Source organism: Xanthomonas sp. SHU 166 (assembly GCF_000364685.1).
GTDB lineage: Bacteria > Pseudomonadota > Gammaproteobacteria > Xanthomonadales > Xanthomonadaceae > Xanthomonas_A > Xanthomonas_A sontii.
In genome coordinates this window covers 1-1340 of record NZ_AQOJ01000501.1, presented here as the reverse complement: position 1 = coordinate 1340, position 1340 = coordinate 1, and the positions used below count along the sequence as shown (strand labels likewise).

At 71.9% G+C, this 1340-nt stretch carries 1 protein-coding gene and 1 pseudogene; both read right to left on the bottom strand.

Annotation, left to right across the window (positions count from 1 at the left end):
* Nucleotides 1-926: DUF58 domain-containing protein (locus tag D180_RS12950; protein WP_017913119.1), on the bottom strand; the 926-nt coding region annotated here is incomplete at its 3' end.
* Nucleotides 927-1092: 166 nt separating this feature from the next.
* Nucleotides 1093-1340 (bottom strand): annotated as a pseudogene (locus D180_RS12945) (AAA family ATPase); the annotation flags it as partial.

Below are 1340 nucleotides of genomic sequence, written 5' to 3'. Positions count from 1 at the left end.
GCCACCGGCTGCGGCTGCAGGTCGTAGCTGGCGCGCAGCAGCACGTCGACGGTGGCCATGCCGCGTTGCGGCGCCACCCAGCGCGCGTCGCTGCCGCTGGCCATCATGCCCACCGCATCGCCCTGGCGCAGCGCCAGGTACGACACCACCAGCGCGGCGTTGAGCACATGGTCGAAGTGCGACAGGCCACGCTCGCTGGCCAGCATGCGCCGCCCGGTGTCGATCAGCATCAGCAACTGCTGGTTCTTCTCGTCCTGGTACTCGCGCGAGATCAGCTTGCGCGCGCGCGAGGTCGCCTTCCAGTCGATCTGGCGCAGGCTGTCGCCGACCCGGTATTCGCGCATCTGGTGGAAGTCGGTGCCTTCGCCGCGGCGCCGCTTCAGGTGCGCGCCGACCAGGCGCGAGGCCTGTTCGGCGCTGAACAGGGCGAAGCGGGTCAGCGGCGCGAAGTTCGGATACACGCGCACGGTCTGCGCGGACCCGGCCAGGCGCTGCTGCCACCACAGGCGCCAGGGCGCATGCAGGCGCAGGTGGGTGCCGTCGAAGACGAAGCGGCCGCGCGCGGTCGGACGCAGTTGGTAGCGCACCTGGGTCTGATGCGCGGCGGGCAGGGTCATGCGCTGCGGCAGGCCCTGCAGCTCCCAGCCACTGGGCACCAGGTCGAACAGGTCCACGCGCTGGCGCTGCGCGCTGTCCAGGTGCAGCACCACGTCGCGCTGCACACCCAGCGGCAGCGCTTCGGGCAGCTCGCGGCGCACCTGCGGCGTCGGCCGGCGCCACAGCCGCCATGCATCCAGCGCCGCGACCAACGCGATACCCGCTGCGACCGCCTGCCAGCTCCACAGCGGCAGCCAGCCCAGCGCCACGGCCAGGCCGTACAGCGCCCACAGCGCGAGCAGGGCCAGCAGGAGCGGGGTGGGTCTCATCGCTTGGGGGCCGGGAGTGGGGAATGGGGAATCGGGAATGGGAAAAGCGGCAGGGCTGCAGCGCGACGCATCGCTGCGTTCGTCAGCTCACTGCAATCGGGAATTACGGGCAACGCCGGGAACCCCGGCTTTTCCCATTCCCGATTCCCCATTCCCGACTCCCCGCTCATTTCCGCGGCGCCTCCACCTTGGCCAGCAACCCACCGAGGGCGTCGTCGGCGCTCTGGCCTTCGATCTGTAGTTCCGGGGCCAGGGCGATGCGGTGGCGCAGGGCCGGCTTGGCCACGTCGCGGATGTCGTCGGGGATCACGAAGTCGCGGCCGGACAGCACGGCTTGCGCGCGTGCCGCGCGGACCAGGGCGATGCTGCCGCGCGGGCCGGCGCCGAGCGCAATGCCCGGCCAGCGGCGGGGGG